This is a genomic window from Nonomuraea mangrovi, from assembly GCF_042681425.1.
Lineage (GTDB): Bacteria > Actinomycetota > Actinomycetes > Streptosporangiales > Streptosporangiaceae > Nonomuraea > Nonomuraea mangrovi.
Genome location: NZ_JBHUFV010000033.1, coordinates 771,738 through 791,854 on the forward strand (window position 1 = coordinate 771,738; position 20,117 = coordinate 791,854).

Genomic DNA, 20,117 nt, shown 5'->3' on the forward strand with positions numbered 1-20,117 from the left:
GATGGACGTCACGCCACGTTACCTGGGAGGGGACTCCTTCCTCGGCCGCCGTGATCCGCGCGTGCTCCTGCTGGTCCCGGTGTGCTATCTCGTGGCAGTGGCGCGCCTCGACGACCTGCGGGTCATGCTGCTGTGCGGCCTGGTGGCCCTGACCTACTACCTGTCCGCGGGCATCCCGTGGCGGGCGGTCAGGGCCAACTGGGCGTTCGTGCTGACGCTGATGACGATCACCGTGCTGGTCAACAGCGTGTTCACCGACGCCCTGCAGATCGAGACGACCACGGAGGCCCCGACCCTGTTCACGATGCCGATCACCGGCAACGCGGTCACCGCCGCCACGCTGTCATACTCGGGAACGCTGCTCATCCGGTTCGTGTCGCTGGCCATGATGGGCTTTCCCGTCGCCTTCTGCATCGCGCCGGGGGATCTCGGCGTCACCTTCGCCAGGCTGAAGGTGTCGCAGCGGCTGGCGTTCGGCGTGGACCTGACCTTCCGCTTCCTGCCCTCCACGGCGGCCGGCATGCAGGAGATCATCGACGCCCAGCGGGTACGCGGGTACAACCATCCCCGCACCAACAACCCGATCAAGCGCCTGAAGTCGCTCAAACCCATCGTCATCCCGCTCACCGTCAACTCCCTCATCGACGCAGAGGACACCTCCAACGCCATGGACCTGCGCGGATTCGGTGCCAAGCACCGCACCTGGATGCGCGAACTGGCCTTCGACCGAACCGACCACCTGCTCCTGGCCGCCTTCGCCGCGCTCACCGTCGCCCTGCTGAGCTACAAGATCTTCGGGAACGACGTCGTATGGGTGCCGTGACCACCTTCAGCGCCCCGCTCGTCATACCCGTCGACGGTCCGCCCGTGCGCGACGGCAGGATCGCGGTGCGCGACGGCAGGATCGAGGCGATCGACACCGGCAGGGGAGCGGTCCACCACGAGGGGATCATCGTCGCCGGGCTGGTCAACGCGCACACCCACCTGCAGTACACGTGCATGGCCGAAGTCGGCGCCCACCTCTACGCCTCCTTCGAGGAATGGGCCGCCGCCTTCGACCGCGCCTACTTCGGTGGCGAGCACGGCAGCTGGAACCCCGCCTTCAGGCATGGCGTGTGGGACTGGGCCGCCGGAGCGATCGACGGCGCGTGGCAGTGCCTGCGCACCGGCACCACCGCCGCCGCCGACATCGTCACCGACGTGGAGGCGCTCGTCGACACCCCGCTCGGCGGCCTGCGCTACCTGGAGGCGATCGGCGACAACGACGCGACCTGGCGCGACGGCGGACGCGAACGCTTCCTCGACCTGCTGGCCAAGGCCGACGCCATCTCGCCGCACGCCCCCTACTCCCTCGACACGGGGGTGCTGGCCGACCTCGGAGCCCTGGCCCGGCAGCGGGACCTGCGGATCCACATCCACCTGGCCGAGTCGGCGCACGAGCGGGAGTTCACCGTCCACGGCACCGGGGCCCTCGAGCAGTACATCACCAAGCTCGGCCTCGACTTCGCCATCCTGCGTGACGGCGGCTCCGGCCTGGCACCCGCCGCCTACCTCGACTCCACCGGCCTGCTCGGCCCCGGCTGCCACGTCGCCCACGGCGTCGACCTCACAGCCGAGGACCGGGCGCTGCTGCGCGAGCGCGGCACCGCCGTCGCACTCTGCCCCCGCTCCAACCACGTGCTCGGCCTGCCAGGGCCTGACGTGGCCGCGCTGCTGCGCGAAGGCAACCCCATCGCCGTCGGCACGGACTCCCTCTCGTCCTCACCCTCGCTCGACCTGCTGGCCGACGTCGCCGCTCTCCGCGAGCTCGCCGTACGGCAGGGCTATCGGGACGACGATCTCGACCAGCGCCTCACAGAGGCGGCCACCATCGGCGGCGCGCGCGCGATGGGGCTGGAGCACGAGATCGGCGCCCTCACCCCAGGACACCGCGCCGACTTCGCGGTGTTCGACCTCGACCCTTCGACCGCGAACCCCTACAGGACCCTCACCGAGCACGGCGCAGGCCGCTGCGTCGCGACCGTGGTAGGCGGTTCACCCCTGACCGAAATGACTTGACCCATGCCCTCCCAGAGTCTCCGTTTCAAGCTGTACTCGCTGCTCAGCCTGCCGATCGTGGCGCTCATCGGCCTATGGACGTTCGTGGCGGGGCACGTGCTCGGCGACTTCTTCGAGCTTTCCACCGCGACGGCCGTCTTCGAGGAGATCGGCGACCCGGCAGGAGGGCTCGTCTCCTCGCTCCAGAAGGAACGCAGGGATTCCGCCGTCTTCCTGAGCTCGGGGCAGCCGGACGCGCTGCGGCTCGCCAACGCGCGCCGCGTCACCGACCAGGCCGTCGAGCAGTTCAGGCGCACGGCCACCGGCGAGCGCGCCTCGACGGTGACCACGCAGGAGATGCGCGTCGCCATCGACGCCGTCCTCGACCGCACCAAGGGCCTGTCCAGACTCCGCGAGAAGGTGGACGGCAAGCAGTCGGACAGGCTGGAGACCGTCCAGGCCTACGGCGCCATCACCGACAGCGTCTTCCGCCTGTACGACCAGCTGATCACCGTCCCCCGGGTCCAGCTCTACCAGCAGGCGATCGGCCTGCAGCGCATCGCCCACGCCCGCGACCTGATCTCGCGCGAGGACGCGCTGATCTCCGGCGCGGTGATGTCCGGCAGGCTCGGCCACGAGGAGTACGAGGCCATCGAGGTCCTCGCGCCCAACAGGCAGCTCCTGATGGGCGAGGGCGTCGCCATGCTCGACACGGAGCTGCGCGCCCCCTTCGAGCGGCTGGTCGACGGCGCCGACAACACACGACTGGGCGCGCTCGAACACGAGATCGTCGAGGAGGCCAGGCTGCCCCGCGACACCGCCGCCTGGCAGGAGGTCGTCACCCGCCTGGGACCCGCGCTCGACCAGCTGCTCGACTCCCGCATCCAGCTGCTGACCGGCAGGTCGGACGACACCGCGGGCGCCATCATCACCAGGATCGTCGTCGTCGGCGGGCTCGGCCTCACCGCCATCCTCGTCGCCGTCATCTGGTCGGTACGGCTCGGCCGAGGCCTGGTCGAGGAGCTCGACGGCCTGCGCGGCGCCGCCACCGACGTGGCCGAGGTGAGGCTCCCGCAACTGGTCGAACGGCTGCGCAGCGGGCAGACCGCCGAGGCCGACACCTCCTCGCCGATCGCCGTCACCACCCCCACCCAGGAAGTGCGCGACCTGGCCAACGCGTTCGAGAGCGTGCGCCGTACCGCCGTCAGGGCCGCGGTCGGGCAGGCCGAACTGCGCCAGGGGCTCAACCGCGTCTTCCGTAACCTGGCCAGGCGCAACCAGTCGCTCGTCCACCGCCAGCTCGGCCAGCTGGACGCCATGCAGCGCAAGACCGCCGAACCCGACCAGCTCAGCGACCTGTTCCGCCTGGACCACCTCACCACCCGCATGCGGCGCCAGGCCGAGGGCCTGGTCATTCTGTCCGGCGCGCCCGCGGGACGCCAGTGGCGCCGTCCCGTCCAGATGCTCGACGTCGTACGCGGCGCGGTCGCCGAGGTCGAGGACTACCTGCGCGTCAACGTCCAGCCCATGCCCGAGGCCACGCTCACCGGCGGAGCCGCCGCCGACGTGATCCACCTGCTGGCCGAGCTCGTCGAGAACGCGACCGTCTTCTCCCCGCCCAACACCCAGGTCAACATCAGCGGCGAACTCGTGGGACGCGGCTTCGCCGTCGAGATCGAGGACCGCGGCCTCGGCATGCCGGACGCGGAACGCGACGAGCTCAACCGCCGCCTGGCCGACCCGCCCGAGTTCGACCTGGCCGACAGCGACCGGCTCGGCCTGTTCGTCGTCGGGCGGCTGGCCGTACGGCACCGCATCAAGGTCACCCTGCAACGCTCGGCCTACGGCGGCACGACGGCCATCGTCCTCATCCCCAGTACCCTCATGACCGACCCCTCGGGTGACCTTGCTCACACCCACACCGATTAACACGCCGTTCACATACGGGCAAAGACCGCGAAACGGTGCACTGCGAATCTCGGCGTGGCTGTGAAACACCCCGAAAGGACCGCCGTGAGCATCAAGGCTGAGTACATCTGGATCGACGGCACCGAGCCCACGGCTCTGCTGCGCTCGAAGACGAAGATCCTTGCCGACGGCGCCACGCCGCCGGTGTGGGGCTTCGACGGCTCGAGCACGAACCAGGCCGAGGGCCACTCCTCCGACCGCGTGCTCCGCCCTGTCTTCACCTGCCCTGACCCGATCCGCGGCGGTGCCCACATCCTCGTCCTGTGCGAGGTCGAGGAGATCGACGGCGAGGCGCACTCCAGCAACACGCGTGCGCAGCTCCGCCCGATCGCCGAGCGTTTCGCCGAGCAGGAGTCGTGGTTCGGCATCGAGCAGGAGTACACCTTCTTCAAGGGCTCCCGCCCGCTCGGCTTCCCCGAGGGTGGCTTCCCCGCCCCGCAGGGCCCCTACTACTGCGGTGTCGGCGCTGACGCGATCTTCGGCCGTGAGATCGTCGAGCTGCACCTCGACCGCTGCCTGGCCGCCGGCCTGGCCATCTCCGGCATCAACGCCGAGGTCATGCCTGGCCAGTGGGAGTTCCAGGTAGGTCCGGCCGGTCCCCTCGAGGTCTCCGACCACCTGTGGATCGCCCGCTGGCTGCTCTACCGCACCGCCGAGGAGTTCGGCGTCGAGGCCACCCTCGACGCCAAGCCCGCCCGCGGCGACTGGAACGGCGCCGGCGCGCACACCAACTTCTCCACCAAGGCGATGCGCGAGGGCTACGACGCCATCATCACCGCCTGCGAGGCGCTCGGCGAGGGCGACAAGCCGATGGAGCACGTCACCCAGTACGGCTCCGGCATCGAGTCCCGCCTGACCGGTGCCCACGAGACCGCGCCGTGGAACAAGTACTCCTACGGCGTCTCCCACCGCGGCGCCTCGGTGCGTATCCCGTGGCAGGTCGAGGTGGACAAGAAGGGCTACATCGAGGACCGTCGCCCGAACGCCAACGTCGACCCGTACGTGGTCACCCGCCTGCTGGTCGACACCTGCTGCACCGCCCTCGAGAAGGCCGGCCAGGTCTGACGGTCGGGTCCCCCGCCCGCGGCTCGGGTCCGGTCCCGCGCGGGAAGGCTTCCGCCTCTCGTCGACCGGGATCGGAATGTGGACGAAGCCCATCGCTGTTCCGCAGCGGTGGGCTTTCCCGTGTTCCGGCGGTCGCCACATGTCGGCGAAGAGGGCGATTCCCGGCCTTTCAGCGCAGTCGCGCCCGGTACACCCGCCGCGCCTCGTCGATCACCTTCAGATAGTCGTCCACCTGCCCCGGATGGTCGAGCTTGGCCGTCGTCCTCACCAGCTCCTCCAGCAGCTCGATCCACCGCAGGCAGAACAGCACGTCGTCCTCCCTGGCCACCCGCCGGTGCTCCACGTCCAGGTACACCGGGCTCGTGTGCGCGTAGACGTGCGTGAACAGCGACCTGGGGTGCGCGCCGCCGTCCGCCACCGCCACCACGTACGTCGGCGCCCGCACGGTCAGTTCGGCGCTCACCTCCGACCCTGACGAGGACGCCAGCTCCCCGTCGGCCGTCAGCAGCGTCAGCCGCTCCACCTCGGGCCCGATCACCCGGGCCGTCACCCGCACACGCTCGCCCGGCAGCAGGTCGAGCGTCTCGCCGGGCCCCCGCCCCTCCACCAGCAGGTCGAGGAACGGCCCCGTGGTGGCGAACGTGCGGCCCCGCCGTACGGCATCGGCGTAGGAAGCCGCGGTCAGCGGCCCCTCCACCCGCGCGTAGGTGCGCTCCCATCCGATGGGGCTGGCCACCATCTCCATCCGCTGTCTGGTGAAGGTCAGCATCGAGTCGGTGCCCGCGACCGCCGCCAGCCGGTTGCCGGCGCCGATCAGCCGCCGGTAGGCGCGCGCCGACCCGGTCGCGCACGAGAAGTGCAGCAGCTCGAACCCGTCGACCAGGCCGAGCGCCGCGTCCACGACCGCCATCCTGGCGGTACAGCCGGGCGTGCCGACCAGCTGCTCGGGCGTCTCCGTCGGCCCGCGGAAGGCGTGCGCGTAGCCGACGAGCGCGCCGAGCTCTCTCAGTTCCTTCAGCGCCTCCGTCGTCGGCGGCCAGTCGGGCGCGCCCGCGAACCCGGTCGCGTAGAGCGAGGGCGGCCCCGTCGGCGAGAAGGCGTGCAGGTGACCGAACAGGTCGTTGCGGTGTTCGACGCCCATCCTGGCCACGTGGGTGGCGTCCGACCACGGCAGGTCCTGGCCGGCCCAGTGTTCGAGGGCCTCCTTGTCCAGCACACGGTCGCCCGAGACGTTGGCCGCCAGCAGGCTCAGTACGTGAAGGTCCTCGCCGTGCTGGGAGTCGGCCGCCCACTGCGGTGGCGCCACCAGGTCGCCGACGTAGTTGAGGTGGACGTGCAGGTCGCCGCCGTACCACCCCCTGGCCGCCGCGTCGTAGATGCGCTTGGGCGTCAGCTCGACCAGCGTCTCGATGTGCTCGGGTGGGGTGAGCGTGGTCTCCGCGCAGCCGTACTCCATGCCTCTGGTCACCCTGACCGTCAGCGGCTCGGCGGGGACGAAGAGCATCAGATCGTCCCCGTGGAAGTACGGCACGCCGTTGTAGTCGCGCTTGTGCGGCACCCCCGGCGGGTACCAGCCCTGGCCGTCGGCGCTCCACACGCTCCACCTGCAGGGAAATCCGGCACGCAGCCGCAGTGCCGCCCTCGGCGCGGTCCTGGTCAGGCTCGACAGGTCGATGGCGCGGCCGTCGATGCGCACGTCGGCCCCCGTGTCGAGCTCGATCAGGCGGGCGCCCTTCGAAGCCACCTCGTACTCCTGCTCGCCGACCGTCACCCACGCCTCGTGGTCGCAGGCGCTGTCGATCAGCAGCGTGAGCGGCAGCGGCGCGCCTCCCACCACCGCCCTGGTACGGCCACGCAGGTCGTGGCCGTCGGGCGTGAGGCTGAGCACCGCCAGCCCCTCCGGCGGGATGGGGCCGAGCGCGCCGCGCAGCACCTCGTCGTAGTCGAGCTCGCATTCCAGGCGTTGCAGCTCGGCAGGACCCGCCTCGGGGGACTGCTGCCTGGCCAGGCGCCTGGCCTCACGCCAGAAGGGGCCGACGTCCACGAACCGCGACTGGCTCATGACCCTGACATAGGCGATGGGGGGTTCGCCCCATGTCATCCCGTGATCGGCTAGGAGCTGGCGGTACTCCTCCAGCATCTGGGCCACGGGCACTGGAAGCATCGGATCGTCACGCATCGGTTTCTCCCCGTAATCGCAGGCGCCGTCATCGTGACACACACCGGCATTGGCCTGCGGTGGGGCGGATGTGGTTTTTCCACACCCGGGTTGACGCAGCTTCGACCCAGATCAACTCAGATGCGGAACTCCAGGTCGGGCGTGATCTCGGCGACGTCCATCTGCGCCTTCTGGAGCCTTCCCGAGTGGTCCCAGTTCATCGCCTGCCAGCGGGTGAACTGGTCGAGCACCCACATGCCCGACTGGCGGCTGCCGTTGCCCGACTTGCCGTTGCCGCCGAACGGCAGGTGCGCCTCGGCGCCGCTGGTGGAGTTGTTGACGCTGACCATGCCCGCCGAGATGCCCTCGCGGAAGCGGAAGGCGCTGCGCGGGTCGGTGGTGTAGATCGAGGAGGACAGGCCGTACCCGGGCAGGTTGGCCAGCTCGATCGCCTCGTCCAGCGTGCTGAAGGTGGTGACGCCGACGATCGGGCCGAAGGTCTCCTCCATGAACAGCCGGTCGCCGGGCTTCACGCCGTCGACGATCGTCGGGTGGTAGTAGATGCCGCCCTCGCCGGTGAAGGATCCGCGCGGGCTGTCGGCGCTGATCCTGCCCTGGTCGGTGCGCACGGTGTGGTGGGGCCGCACCCAGGTCAGGAACTCCTCGAACCGGTCGGCGAACTTCTGGTCCAGCAGCGGGCCGGCCAGCACGTCGCCCTTCGGGTCGCCGATCTCGGCCTCGGCCAGCGCCCTGACGAAGCGCTCGACGAACTCGTCGTGCACCGACTCGTGCACGATGGCGGTGCCGAGGCTGGTGCAGCGCTGGCCGGCCGTACCGAACCCGGCGAACAGCGCGCCCTCGACGGCCAGGTCGAGGTCGGCGTCCGGCATGATCACCATCGGGTTCTTGCCGCCCAGCTCCAGGCACGGCGACTGCAGGTGGCGGCCGCACATCTCGCCGATCTTCCTGCCGACCTCGGACGAGCCGGTGAAGCCGACCTTCTGCACCGTGCCCTCGACGATGGCCGTCTCCAGCCCTTCGAAGGTCTCCCGCCCGTCGGCGAAGACCACGTTGAGCACGCCCTCCGGCAGGCCGGAGGCGGCGAACAGCTGGTACATCGCGTGCGCGGACGCGGCGGCGTACTCGGCGGGCTTCCACACCACGGCGTTGCCGCACAGCAGCGCGGGCACCAGGTACCAGCTCGGCACGGCGACGGGGAAGTTGCCCGCCGTGATCACCGCGGCGACGCCGACCGGGTTGCGGAAGGTGAACAGGTTCTTGTCCGGCATCTCCGACGGCACGGTCTGGCCGTACAGCCTGCGCCCCTCGCCGAGGAAGAAGTCGCAGGTGTCGACGATCTCGCGGACCTCGCCGAGCGACTCCGCGTACGGCTTGCCGATCTCCTCGGTCACCAGCCTGGCCAGCGCCTCGGCATTGGCCTCCACCAGCCTGCCGATCGAGGCGATCACCCTGCCACGGACCGGCGCGGGCGTGCGGGCCCACTCCCGCTGCGCCTCCTTGGCGGTACGGCAGGCCGCGGCGAAGGCGGCCGCGTCCGCGAGACCCACGCGCGCGACGACCTCGGCGGTGTCGGCGGGGTTCGTCGAGTCATAGGTGGTGGTGGAGGCGGCTTCCTTGCCGCCGACTACGGAGACGATCTGACGGGTCACCGGTGACCTTCTCGTGGTTCTTCCTGCCGCAAGCCAATCATTCCGCACGACTTCCGGGAAATCCCCCCATCAGGCGGTGAAATCGGCGAACTCGAATCCTGGGGAGACGACGCAACTGACAAGCACCGCCTCGTCACCCGCGGGCCGCGCCGCCTGCCACACGCCCGCGGGCACCCTGGCCTGCGGCACCTGTCCCTCCTCGACGGCCGGACCCAGGAGGACCTTCTCGTCGCCGATGGTCAGCGTCAGCGGGCCGCCCCTGTGCCACAGCCAGATCTCGTCGGACCTGACCATGTGCGGCACCGACTCCTCGCCGGGCTGGAGCAGGAAGTAGATGCCGGTCGCGCTCGACCTCGGCCCGTCGTAGCCTTCGGGCTCGAAGGTGACGGCGCTCTTCCACGTCTGCCTGAACCAGCCGCCCTCGGGGTGGGGGAGCAGGTCGAGCGCCTCGGCGACGGCCGGACGCTCGACGAAGGCGACGGCTCTGCCGCGGACGTCGCGGCGCAGGAAGCGGGTGCGGTCGAGGACGAGTTGGCCTTCCAGGTCGCTGGCCAGCGCTTCGGCCTCGTCGGCGACCTGGGTGACGGGCCCGTCCGGATAGATCATCAGCTCCATGAGGCGAGTCTAGGTCCGCCGCGCCGCCGGCCCCCGCCTCGGCCGCCGACGACGCGCTGACGCCCGGACGCGAGCAGGATCGCGTGGCGCTGACGCCCGGACGCGAGCGGGATCGCGTGGCACGGGCGGCCCGGCGGAATTGTCGGAGGGGCTCGCTAGGCTGCGGCAGGTGATCGAACGGTGGAGCCAGGAGCCGGCCGACGTCTCCGCTCCCCAGGGTTCTCGCGTCGCGCCCGCCCGCCACGTGAGGGTGGCGGCCGGGCTCGCGGAGCTGGAGAGGTGGCTCGACGACCAGGTGCGCCACGGGCTCGCGGCGGCCGACGAGCGGGAGTGGGCCGAGCTGTCCAGGCGGCTGGTCGACGCGCAGGCTCCGGGAGTGGCGGGCGTCGTGGGAAGGCTGGGCGCGGCCAGGTCCTCGGCCGACTGGCCGGAGCGGCTGCTGGAGGAGTACGCGATGCTCCGGCTGCTCGCCGTCGGGTACCGCAGGGCCGCCGACCTGCCCGCGGACCTGGCCAGGAGCGTGCGGACGAGGGTGGGCTTCCCCGTCTCGCGCGAGGAGGTGCTGGCGGGCCCCGCCGTACGCGACGTGTGGCACGTGGTGGGGCGGCGCGAGGAGACGCGCGACAGGCTGGTGGCACGGCGGGTGTGGCTGAAAGGGCGGCGGACGGGGCGGGCGGCGCTGGTGCTGTCGTTCGCGCCGGTGGGGCACGCCCTCGACGACTCCCTGGTCACGGGGGAGGCCGTCGACGCGTCCATGGCCTTCTACCCCGGCGCCTCCCCGTTGCGGGCCCTGGTGTCGGCTCGCCACGACGAGGCGAGCACGCCTGGCGACGCCGCGTCCTCGGGCCCCTCCCCTGCGGGCGACGCCCTCCCCGGCGCGGGGGTCGCGCCGGGGACGAGCGAGCGCGAGGCTCTCGACGAGGTCGCGGCGGCGCTGGCGGGAGACCCGTGGACCGAGTCGTGGCCGCTGGTGCTGTCGGGCGTCGTCCCCTCGGCGGACCGGCTCGGCGGGCTCAGGCTGCACCCCAGGGTGGAGACCCCGTGGCGGCTGATCGCCGTGTCGGGGGGCAGGCCGCTCACCGTCGCCGCCGAGTGGACGCCGCGCGGGCTGGTCCCCCTGACCACGTGGGACGAGCACGGCCAGGTGGTGATCCTTTGAGCCCGGCATGGGAGGAGCTCGTGTCCGCCGCCCTGGTCGGCACCGACCGCAGGCCCTACGACGGAGACCTGCTGGCCGACGCCGCCGTCGAGCTGGTGCGCCACAGGGCGGGCCAGAGGCCGTACGGCGAGCCGCGCCCCGCCGCCGCGCCCGCCCGCGAGGAGGACCAGGAGGCGGTGAGCCCGGCCGCCGCCGCGCGCCTGGCCGGCATCCTGGGCGGCCGGCACCCGAGGCTGCTGACCGAATGGCTGGCGGAGGCGGCCTCGACCGGGCGGAGGGTGCCGCCGCGGCTGCTGCCCGAGCTGCTCGACAAGGGGGCGAGGGACCGGTCGATCAGGCCGTTCCTCGGCGTGCTCGCGGGGCGGCGCGGCAGGTGGCTGGCCGGGCTCAACCCCGCGTGGTCCTATCTCATGGCCGAGCCGACGGGCGAGAGCTGGGAGCTGGGCGGGCACGGTGACCGCCTGGCCTACCTGGGCGGGCTGCGGCGAAGCGACCCCGGCGCCGCCAGGCGGCTGCTGGTGGAGGCGTGGGAGAAGGAGACCCCGGAGGACAGGGCGGAGTTCCTGGTGCTCATGGGCGAGGGGCTGTCGATGGCCGACGAGCCGTTCCTCGAGGACGTGCTCGACGACCGGCGCAGAGAGGTGCGCCAGCAGGCCGCCGACCTGCTCACCAGGCTGCCGGACTCCAGGCTCGCGGGCCGGATGGCCGAGCGCGCGGCCCGCTGCCTCGCCGTACGGGATGACCGGATCGTGGTCGAGCCGCCCGCGGAGTGCGACAAGGGCATGGAACGCGACGGCGTCAGGGCCAGGCCGCCCAGGGGCACGGGCGAGCGAGCCTGGTGGCTCCAGCAGGTGGTCTCCAGGGCGCCGCTGCGGATGTGGGACACCGCGCTGCTCAGGATGAGGATCCCGGAATGGGACCGGGAGGTGCGTTCGGGCTGGGTGCGGGCGACGGTGCTGCAACGGGATCCCACGTGGGCCAAGGCGCTGTTCGCCTGGGACCCTCTGGCCGACCTGCTGGCCGTGCTGCCGCCGGGCGATCAGGACGAGGTGGCCGCCGACTTCGTGCACAGGCACGGCGTCGACGGGCAGATGATCATGGTGTTGGGTGGGGCCTCGACACCATGGGGGCGGGGGCTGGCGCACGCCGTCCTCACCAAGATCAGAAAGGTGGCCGCCACGCAGCCGTGGAACCTCGACGAGCTGGCCAGGATGGCGGGCGAGCGGATCGATCCCGCCGACCGTTTCATGGCCGACGGGCTGACCGAGGTCTCGAGCCTGCTGGGGTTCCGCGCCGCGATGATGAAGGAGCTCAGGTGACGACCGTTCTGCGACCGCATGCCGAAGACCACTACGCCGAGGAGCTGGCGCTGCTGGCCAAGGAGGACGACAGGGCCAGGCCGCCAGGGTGGCGGCTGTCGCCGTGGGCGGTCACCACCTACCTGCTCGGCGACGGCGACCGGATCACCCCCAAGTACATCGGCGCGCGCCGCATCGTCGAGGTCGCCGTCGCCACGCTGGCCACCGACAGGGCGCTGCTGCTGCTCGGCGTGCCGGGCACCGCCAAGACATGGCTGTCGGAGCACCTGGCCGCCGCCATCAGCGGCGACTCCACGCTCCTGGTGCAGGGGACGGCGGGCACCGCCGAGGAGGCGATCCGCTACGGCTGGAACTACGCCAGGCTGCTGGCCGAGGGACCCTCGCGCGACGCGCTGACCCCGTCGCCGGTCATGCGCGCGATGGCCGAGGGCAGGATCGCCAGGGTCGAGGAGCTGACCAGGATGCCGTCCGACGTGCAGGACGCGCTCATCACCGTGCTGTCGGAGAAGACGCTGCCGATCCCCGAACTCAACGAGGAGGTCCAGGCCAGGCGCGGCTTCAACCTCATCGCCACCGCCAACGACCGCGACAGGGGCGTCAACGAGCTGTCCAGCGCGCTGCGCAGGCGCTTCAACACCGTCGTGCTGCCCGTACCCGCCAGCGCGGAGGAGGAGGTCGCCATCGTCGCCCGCCGCGTCGCCGAGCTGGGCCGCTCGCTGGAGCTGCCCGAGACGTCGGCGGGGATGGCGGAGATCCGCAGGGTCGTCACCGTCTTCCGCGAGCTGCGCGACGGCGTCACCGAGGACGGGCGTACCAAGCTCAAGTCACCCAGCGGCACCCTGTCGACGGCCGAGGCGATCTCCGTGCTGACCGGCGGGATCGCGCTGGCCGCCCACTTCGGCGACGGCGTCGTGCGCGCGGCCGACGTGGCGGCCGGCATCGTCGGCGCGGTCGTGCGCGAGCCGGTCTCCGACAGGGTGGTGTGGCGGGAGTACCTCGAGACCGTCGTGCGCGAGCGCGAGGACTGGCGAGACCTCTACCGCGCCTGCAGGGAGGTTCCGTGACAGTTTCCGTGCTCGGGATCCGCCACCACGGTCCCGGGTCGGCGCGTGCCGTACGGGAGGAGCTGCGCAGACTCGAACCCGACGCCGTCCTCGTCGAGGGGCCTCCCGAGGCCGACGCCCTGCTCGGGCTCGCGCCGGAGATGGAGCCGCCGGTCGCGCTGCTCGCGCACGCCCGCGCTCGCGCCGTCTTCTGGCCTTTCGCGGTGTTCTCACCGGAATGGCAGGCCATCCTGTACGGCGCCGCGGCCAGGATTCCTGTCCGCTTCATCGACCTGCCCGCCGCCGCCACCCTGGCCGCTCCCGACACCGACGCGCACGCCGGCCCGCACTCCGACCCGCTCGGCGAACTGGCCGCCGCGGCCGGCTACGACGACCCCGAACGCTGGTGGGAGGACGTCGTCGAGCACCGGGGCGACACCCCCTTCCAGGTGATCGCCGAGGCCATGGCGGCCGTCCGCGAGGGATACGCCCCGGCCGACAGGGAGGCCCGCCGCGAGGCCCACATGCGCCGGTGCCTGCGCGCCGCGATCAAGGAAGGCTTCCGGCGCATCGCCGTCGTCTGCGGCGCCTGGCACGTCCCCGCCCTGACGGGCCCGCTGCCGCCCGCGACCGCCGACAACGCGCTGCTGCGCGGGCTGCCGAAGGTGAAGACCGAGCTGACCTGGGTCCCCTGGACGTACGGCAGGCTCGCCTCGTGGAGCGGCTACGGCGCCGGCATCACCTCACCCGGCTGGTACCACCACCTGTTCACCGCCCCGGACCGGCCCGTCGAACGCTGGCTCACCGCCGCGGCGGCCGTCCTGCGAGAGGAGGGCCTGGCCGTCTCCTCCGCCCACGTCATCGAGGCGATACGGCTGGCCGAGGGCCTCGCAGCGCTGCGCGGCCGTCCTCTCGCCGGGCTCGGCGAGGTGACGGACGCGGTGCGGGCCGTGCTGTGCGACGGGGACGAGCTGCTGGTCTCGCTGGTCCAGCGGCGCATGGTGGTCGGCGACAGGCTCGGCGCGGTGAGCGAGCGCACGCCGATGGTGCCGCTCCAGCGGGACCTGGCCGAGCAGCGCAGGAAGGTCAAACTCAAGGCGGAGGCGGTGGACAGGGAGCTCGACCTCGACCTGCGTCGGCCCCTCGACCTGGCCCGCAGCCACCTGCTGCACCGCCTGCGGATGCTCGGCGTGGAGTGGGGGCGGCTCGGGGAGACGCGGGGGAAGGGGACGTTCAGGGAGGTGTGGCGGCTGGCCTGGCACCCGGAGTTCGACCTGACGCTCATCGAGTCGGCCGCTCTCGGCACGACCGTGGAGTCCGCCGCCACCCGGCGCGCCCGCGACCTCGCTTCGGACGCAGGGGCGGGAGCACCGGGGAGGGTACGCCCGGCTCCCGCGGGAACGCGTGGTGTCATGCCTTCTCCAGGACCGCCTTCTCCAGGAGCGCCTTCTCCAGGGGCGGCGGTTCCCGCCGGGGCGGCGGTTTCGCTGGCCGGGCTGACGGGCCTGGTGGAGCTGTGCCTGCTGGCCGACCTGCGGGACGCGCTGCCCGACGTGCTCGCGGCGCTGTCGGCGAAGGCGGCGCTCGACACCGACCTCACCCACCTCATGGCCGCCCTGCCCGCGATGGCCCGCGCCCACCGCTACGGCGACGTCCGCGGCACCTCGGCGGCCGGGCTCGAGGCCGTCGCGGAGTCGATGCTGGACCGGATCTGCGCGGGGCTGCCCGCGGCGGTGGCGGGGCTCGACGACGAGAGCGCGGCGGCGCTGGTCGTGCACGTCGACGCCGTCCACGCGGCCGCCGCCCTTCTGGCGGACTCTGCCGTCGCGTCAACGCCGCGCGGCCCGGCGGAGCCTGTCCCCGCTCCCGCTCCGCGCACCATCGGTGAGGGTCCCGCGGCGACCTCACCGATGGCCGACTCGCCTTCGGCCGAGCCCGGCGCGACGCCTGCCGGATCGCCTTCGGCCGAGCCCGGCCCGACGCCTGCCGGATCGCCTTCGGCCGGTTCCGAGGTACCGGCCGGGCCCGGCGCGTCGGTCTCCGGTGAGGATTGCGGGGCGACGCCGTCGGGGGGTGGGTCGTCGGCTGGGGCCGGTTCCGAGGTACCGGCCGGGCCCGGCGCGTCGGTCTCCGGTGAGGATTGCGGGGCGACGCCGTCGGGGGGTGGGGCGTCAGCTGGGGCCGGTTCCACCGCGCCGGTCGGGTCCGGCACATCGACGCATGATGAGGTTTCCCGGGGCAAGGCGTCGCCGAGGGAGCGGTGGCTGGCGACCCTCGGGGCCGTGTGCGACCACGCCGAGCCGCACGGTCTCATCGAGGGCCGGCTCACCCGCCTCCTCCTCGACGCCGGGAAGCTCGACGCCCGCGACGCGAGTGACCGCATGTCCAGGGCGATGTCCCACGGCCATCCTCCCGCCAGGTCCGCCGCGTGGGTCGAGGGGTTCCTCGCCGGCGGCGCGCTCATGCTCGTCCACGACCCCCGCCTGCTGGCCCTGGTCGACGGTTGGCTGTCGGGTCTGACGGGCGACCAGTTCACCGAGGTACTGCCGCTGCTGCGCCGGACGTTCGCCGCGTTCGAGGCACCGGAACGGCGCGCGATAGGGCAGCGGGTGCGCGCCGCGGGTTCCGGTACGGCGAGCCGACCGCACGAGGTGGACGACGACAGGGCGGCGGAGGCCGTACGAACCGTGCAGACGATCCTGGGGGTGGCGCATGGATGATCGGCTGCGCCGATGGCGGCTGGTGCTGGGCGGTGGCGACGCCGACGGCACCGGCTTCGCGCCACAGGGCGCCGACGCCCGGATGGACGAGGCGCTCGCCGCCCTCTACGAAGGCGAGCAGGACAGGACGGGCGGGCTCGGCGCGTCGGCGCCGCGAGTGGCGCGCTGGCTGGGCGACATCAGGTCGTACTTCCCCTCCACCGTCGTGCAGGTCATGCAGCGGGACGCCATCGAACGGCTCAACCTCACCAGGCTGCTGCTCGAACCCGAGATGCTGGAAGCGATCGAACCGGACGTGCATCTGGTCGGCACCCTGCTCTCGCTCAACCGCGTCATGCCCGACGAGTCGCGCGAGTCGGCGCGGGCGGTGGTGCGCAAGGTCGTGGGCGAGCTCCAACGCAGGCTGACCGAAAGGACCAGGTCGGCGATCGCTGGAGCGCTGGACAGGACGGCCAGAACCCATCGGCCGAAGCGCGCCGCCGACATCGACTGGGACCGCACGATCAGGGTCAACCTCCGGCACTATCTGCCCGACCGGCGCACGCTCGTACCCTCCACGCTGGTCGGCTACGCCAGGCGACAGAGCGCCGTGCGGCGCGAGGTGGTGTTGTGCGTCGACCAGAGCGGGTCGATGGCCGCCTCGGTGGTCTACTCGGGCGTGTTCGGCGCGGTACTGGCGTCGATGCGGTCGCTGAAGACGTCGCTGGTCGTGTTCGACACGGCGGTGGTGGACCTCACCGACCAACTGCATGATCCGGTGGAGGTGCTGTTCGGCACGCAGCTCGGTGGCGGCACGGACATCAACAGGGCCGTCGCCTACAGCCACGAGCTGATCACCCGGCCGAGAGATTCGATCTTCATTCTGATCAGCGACCTGTTCGAGGGCGGGGTACGCCAGGACATGCTGCGCAGGATTTCGGCGATGACGCAGGCGGGCGTGCAGGTGATCGTGCTGCTCGCGCTGTCGGACGAGGGCGCGCCCTTCTACGACCATGACAACGCGGCGGCGCTGGCGGCGTTGGGGGTGCCGGCGTTCGCGTGCACGCCCGACGCGTTCCCTGACCTCATGGCCGCCGCGATCCAGCGTCAGGACCTCACCCAGTGGAAGGAACGCCACCTCGGCTGACGGCCTCGAACCGGAAGTCCGTCGCCGCCGTCGTGCGACCCGCCGAACGGCGGCACCGTTCCCACCGACGGCAGGACCCCATCGAGAGGCGGCACGGTTCCATCGAGGGACCGCGCGGTTCGCTAGAGCGGCGGCGGCGTTCCGAGCGGGGCGGCGCGGCCTTCATACGGCGTGGCCTGGTATCCGGCTGGCGTGGTGTGGCCTTGGGTCGGGTGGGCCGGCCTCCGATCGGCGGGGCGTGGTCTCCGAGTGGACGGTTGGGGTTTTGAGGGGATGGTCCTCGAACGGCGTGGCCTGGTATTCGGCCGGCGTGGTGTGGCCTTGGGTCGGGTGGGCTGGCCTCCGATCGGCGGGGCGTGGTCTCCGAGTGGACGGTTGGGGTTTTGAGGGGGTGGTCCTCGAACGGCGTGGCCTGGTATTCGGCCGGCGTGGTGTGGCCTTGGGTCGGGTGGGCTGGCCTCCGATCGGCGGGACATGACCGTCGCACGGACGGCTTGGGTTCTGAGGGGGCGGCGCGGCCTTCAGGCGGCGCGGCCCTGCTCTCGAGCGGTCGGGCCACGATTGCGGGCAGGGTGGCAGGCCTTCGACTCGGCGTGGCGTCGTCTCCGAGCGGACGGCTCCGGTGACGTGGGGCGGCATGCCCTGGACGGAGTGGCGCGGCCTCCGGCGGTCGGGTTGGCAGCGGTGAGGCGTGACTGCCCGCGTGAACGGCATGGATTTCGAGGGGCGCGGTGTGTCCTCGGGACGGGGTGGCGTGGGCTGCGGCTGGGACTGCGAAGCCCCGGCCGGGCGGGGGCCGGGGCGCGTGCCGTACCTGAGGTCAGTGCGAGGTCTCCTCGCGAGCGTGGCGCGGCAGGAGGAAGGAGAGCGCGCAGGTCACGAGCAGCAACCCGATCTCCGCCCAGACCGTCACCTGCATCGCGTCCCCGAAGCTCCACTGGTTCTTGAGCAGGTTGAAGAAGAGCGTGCCGAGAACCGCGGCGCCCAGCGCGCCTCCCAGTTGTTGGACGGCGGTCAGCGTGCCGGAGGCCGAGCCGGACTCGTGGGGTTCGACGCCCGCCAGCACGATGTCGAAGAAGGGCGCCATGGTCAGGCCCATGCCGATGCCGACCAGCGCGAGGCCGGGTGCGAGCTGCCATGCGCTGATGTCGAGGGCGGCGAAGTGGATCGTCAGGCCGAGCACGCCCGCGCCCGCCGCCATGACGACGGTGCCGATCTGCAGCAGGGTACGGCCGAGCTTGGCGACTAGGGCCATGGCGATGGCGAAGCCGACCACACCGCCGACCGCCTGGGGAAGGCTGGCCAGACCGGCCTGGAACGGGGTGTAGTGCAGGCCTCCCTGGACGTACAGCATGAAGACCATCGACAGGCCGATCATGCCGGTGAAGAACGCGAGACCCGCGATGAGGCCGCCGGTGAAGGCGCGCTTGCGGAACAGGCCAGGCGTGACCAGGGGGTCCTTGCCGGCACGGTGGCGGCGTGACTCGTAGGAGCCGAAGAGCGCGAACATCACGACCGAGCCGGCCATCGAGAGGAACGTCCAGGCGGGCCAGTCGAGCTCCTGGCCCTGGATCAGCGGGAAGATCAGCAGGAAGGCAGCGATCGAGACCAGCAGCATGCCGACCAGGTCGAGCTTGGTGGCGTTGGACAGGCGGAACTCCGGGAGGAACTTCAGCGCGGCGAGCACGGCGGCGATGCCGATCGGCAGGTTGATCAGGAAGATCATTCGCCAGCCCGTGCCGAACAGGTCAGCGTCGACCAGCCACCCGGCCAGCACCGGGCCGCCGACCGAGGAGATGGTCATGACGGGGCCGAACATGCCGAAGGCCTTGCCCATCTCCTCGGGAGGGAACATCTCCTTGATCATGCCGAGGCCCTGGGGGATCATCACGGCGCCGAACAGTCCCTGCAGTACGCGCGAGGCGATCAGCATCTCCGGGCTCATGGACACGCCGCACAGCAGGGAGGCGGCGGTGAAGCCGAGTGCGCCGATCACGAACATCCGCTTGCGGCCGTAGAGGTCGCCGAGCCGTCCGCCGGTGATCAAGCCGACCGCCATGGCGAGGGTGTAGCCGGAGACCAGCCACTGGATCAGACTGGTCGAACCGCCCAGCTCCTTCTGGATGGTGGGCGCGGCGATCTGAGTGATGAGCGCGTCGAGCAGGTCCATGACCTCGGCGGCGAGGATCACGAAAAGGGCGGGCCAGCGCCACCGGTAGGCCGCGGACTGGGCCGCGGCGGAGGCGGTCGTCGTCATGGGGGGACTCCTTCGAGAACGATGTTCTTAAATCGAACTCCGTTCCTCGGGACGAACGGTGTTCGTAGGCAAACACTGTTCTATGTACGAACACCGTTCGTGTCAAGTACATTGTTCGTCATGGAGCCACTGCCAGCGCCTCCGTGGCGAAAGACACGTCCGCCCAAGCCGGTGAAGCCGCAGCTCACCCAGCAACTCATCGTGGAGACCGGCCTGCGCATCGTGGACCATGAGGGTCTCGACGCGCTCAGCATGCGCAAGGTCGCCCAGGAGCTCGACACGGGCCCAGCCTCCTTGTACGCGCATGTCGCGAACAAGGAGGAACTGCTGGAGCTGATCTACGAGCGAGTTCTCGACGACATCGAGGTGCCGGCCCCCGAGCCCGAGCGGTGGGCCGAGCAACTACGCGAGGTCGTGCTGGACATGCACACGAAGCTCAACTCCCACGCGGACGTGGCGAGGGTGTCGCTGGCCAACGTGCCTCTGGGAGCCAACTCGCTGCGCGTAGGCGAGGCGATGCTCGCGATCATGATCGAAGGCGGGGTTCCCCCTGCCATTGCCGCCATCGCGCTCGACCGCATTGTCATGTTCGTCGCGGCCGACGCCTACGAAGGGTCGCTCTACAGGACCCGGCAGCGGGACAGCGGGATGGACGTCGAGACGTTCGTCGCCGACTCGTTCGGGGCGATCGCTGACTACGTCCGTAGCCTGCCGGCTGACAGGTTCCCCTATATGGCGCGATACGCGGACGAGTTGGTGGGCCCGGGTGGGGAGGAGCGGTTCGAGGTCGGCCTGGACTTGATGATCACGGGGCTGGTCGCCCACGTCCGGACCGGCTGACCCGGTCACGGAGCCGGTCGTCCGCGCCGGAGGGTTGACGTCCGCGCCGGACGGGCTGGCCTGGTCATGGAGTTGGTCGTCCGGGCCGGAGGGCTGACGTCTGCCCCGGACGGGCTGGCCTGGTCGCGGGGCTCGTCGTC

Annotated in this window: 14 protein-coding genes; 10 read left to right on the forward strand and 4 right to left on the reverse strand. The window is 71.5% G+C overall.

Annotation, left to right across the window (positions count from 1 at the left end; translation table 11 throughout):
- Position 1 precedes the first annotated feature (1 nt).
- The 4 genes from ACFSKW_RS22025 to glnII all read left to right on the forward strand — a co-directional run bounded on the left by ACFSKW_RS22025 (position 2) and on the right by glnII (position 5,070).
- Positions 2–823 carry an energy-coupling factor transporter transmembrane component T family protein gene (locus ACFSKW_RS22025; RefSeq protein ID WP_379574196.1) on the forward strand — a complete coding sequence of 274 codons (822 nt, stop codon included), beginning with the start codon at positions 2–4 and terminating at the stop codon, positions 821–823.
- Positions 820–2,058 carry an amidohydrolase family protein gene (locus ACFSKW_RS22030; protein ID WP_379574197.1) on the forward strand — a complete coding sequence of 413 codons (1,239 nt, stop codon included), beginning with the start codon at positions 820–822 and terminating at the stop codon, positions 2,056–2,058. Before ACFSKW_RS22025 ends, ACFSKW_RS22030 begins: the two co-directional genes overlap by 4 nt.
- 3 nt (positions 2,059–2,061) lie before the next feature.
- Positions 2,062–3,966, forward strand: a complete 1,905-nt coding sequence (locus tag ACFSKW_RS22035; protein WP_379574198.1) for a sensor histidine kinase — start codon at positions 2,062–2,064, stop codon at positions 3,964–3,966.
- 84 nt (positions 3,967–4,050) lie between these two features.
- Complete coding sequence (gene glnII / locus ACFSKW_RS22040) at positions 4,051–5,070, forward strand: glutamine synthetase (RefSeq protein ID WP_379574199.1); 1,020 nt, start codon at positions 4,051–4,053, stop codon at positions 5,068–5,070.
- Positions 5,071–5,239: 169 nt separating this feature from the next.
- Here the strand turns inward: glnII and ACFSKW_RS22045 are convergent, their stop codons facing one another.
- The 3 genes from ACFSKW_RS22045 to ACFSKW_RS22055 form a co-directional block, all read right to left on the reverse strand.
- Positions 5,240–7,249, reverse strand: coding sequence for a CehA/McbA family metallohydrolase (locus ACFSKW_RS22045; RefSeq protein ID WP_379574200.1), 2,010 nt, complete (start codon positions 7,247–7,249; stop codon positions 5,240–5,242).
- A 116-nt stretch (positions 7,250–7,365) separates the two neighbouring features.
- A complete protein-coding gene (locus ACFSKW_RS22050; RefSeq protein WP_379574201.1) occupies positions 7,366–8,898 on the reverse strand; it encodes an aldehyde dehydrogenase family protein in 1,533 nt (510 codons plus the stop codon).
- Between the two features lie 69 nt (positions 8,899–8,967).
- Positions 8,968–9,513 (reverse strand): cupin domain-containing protein, encoded by a 546-nt coding sequence (locus tag ACFSKW_RS22055; RefSeq protein ID WP_379574202.1) that lies wholly within the window; start codon positions 9,511–9,513, stop codon positions 8,968–8,970.
- A 169-nt stretch (positions 9,514–9,682) separates the two neighbouring features.
- On the opposite strand from ACFSKW_RS22055, the gene ACFSKW_RS22060 reads away from it, so the two are divergent.
- From ACFSKW_RS22060 to ACFSKW_RS22080, 5 genes are read left to right on the forward strand one after another with little or no spacing between them, the layout of a single operon-like run.
- Positions 9,683–10,672, forward strand: a complete 990-nt coding sequence (locus ACFSKW_RS22060; protein WP_379574203.1) for an SWIM zinc finger family protein — start codon at positions 9,683–9,685, stop codon at positions 10,670–10,672.
- Positions 10,669–11,991: a DUF5691 domain-containing protein gene (locus ACFSKW_RS22065; protein ID WP_379574204.1), complete on the forward strand. Its 1,323-nt coding sequence runs from the start codon at positions 10,669–10,671 to the stop codon at positions 11,989–11,991. Before ACFSKW_RS22060 ends, ACFSKW_RS22065 begins: the two co-directional genes overlap by 4 nt.
- Positions 11,988–13,055: an ATP-binding protein gene (locus ACFSKW_RS22070; RefSeq protein WP_379574205.1), complete on the forward strand. Its 1,068-nt coding sequence runs from the start codon at positions 11,988–11,990 to the stop codon at positions 13,053–13,055. The genes ACFSKW_RS22065 and ACFSKW_RS22070 overlap by 4 nt, the downstream gene beginning before the upstream one ends.
- Positions 13,052–15,754, forward strand: coding sequence for a DUF5682 family protein (locus tag ACFSKW_RS22075; RefSeq protein WP_379574206.1), 2,703 nt, complete (start codon positions 13,052–13,054; stop codon positions 15,752–15,754). Before ACFSKW_RS22070 ends, ACFSKW_RS22075 begins: the two co-directional genes overlap by 4 nt.
- Positions 15,747–16,880, forward strand: coding sequence for a VWA domain-containing protein (locus ACFSKW_RS22080; protein ID WP_379574207.1), 1,134 nt, complete (start codon positions 15,747–15,749; stop codon positions 16,878–16,880). The genes ACFSKW_RS22075 and ACFSKW_RS22080 overlap by 8 nt, the downstream gene beginning before the upstream one ends.
- 820 nt (positions 16,881–17,700) lie before the next feature.
- Here the strand turns inward: ACFSKW_RS22080 and ACFSKW_RS22085 are convergent.
- Complete coding sequence (locus tag ACFSKW_RS22085) at positions 17,701–19,137, reverse strand: MFS transporter (RefSeq protein ID WP_379574208.1); 1,437 nt, start codon at positions 19,135–19,137, stop codon at positions 17,701–17,703.
- A 120-nt stretch (positions 19,138–19,257) separates the two neighbouring features.
- Here ACFSKW_RS22085 and ACFSKW_RS22090 point away from each other — a divergent pair, with 120 nt between their 5' ends.
- Positions 19,258–19,977, forward strand: a complete 720-nt coding sequence (locus ACFSKW_RS22090) for a TetR/AcrR family transcriptional regulator C-terminal domain-containing protein (protein ID WP_379574209.1) — start codon at positions 19,258–19,260, stop codon at positions 19,975–19,977.
- Positions 19,978–20,117: the final 140 nt, after the last annotated feature.